Genomic DNA, 279 nt, shown 5'->3' on the forward strand with positions numbered 1-279 from the left:
GTGCAGCGGTATTCTCTCCAGGAGAGGTTTCATAACGCAGTATTACCTCGGTAGCATGTTGCCATGCAGGCTCGTTAAAGTCGCCATCAAGCTCAATATCTTCATTGATGGTCGGGATGTCGAGATGAAATTGCTGGCTCGACCCCGCAAACGCAGCAAAAGATAATAAACTGCTTAATATTACCAATGCTAACGTGAATATAACGTCACAGGTGCGGGTTAATCGGTTGATTGGGGTTAAGCTGCTAGTTGGCATTAAGTCGTTGATCACTTTTACTC

General features: G+C 45.2%; 1 pseudogene. It reads right to left on the reverse strand.

Going from position 1 to position 279, the window contains the following annotated elements:
• A pseudogene (locus AAEZ00_RS21085) lies at positions 1-279 on the reverse strand (hypothetical protein); the annotation flags it as partial.

Source organism: Shewanella sp. S1-49-MNA-CIBAN-0167, from assembly GCF_040310145.1.
Classification (GTDB): Bacteria; Pseudomonadota; Gammaproteobacteria; order Enterobacterales; family Shewanellaceae; genus Shewanella; species Shewanella psychromarinicola.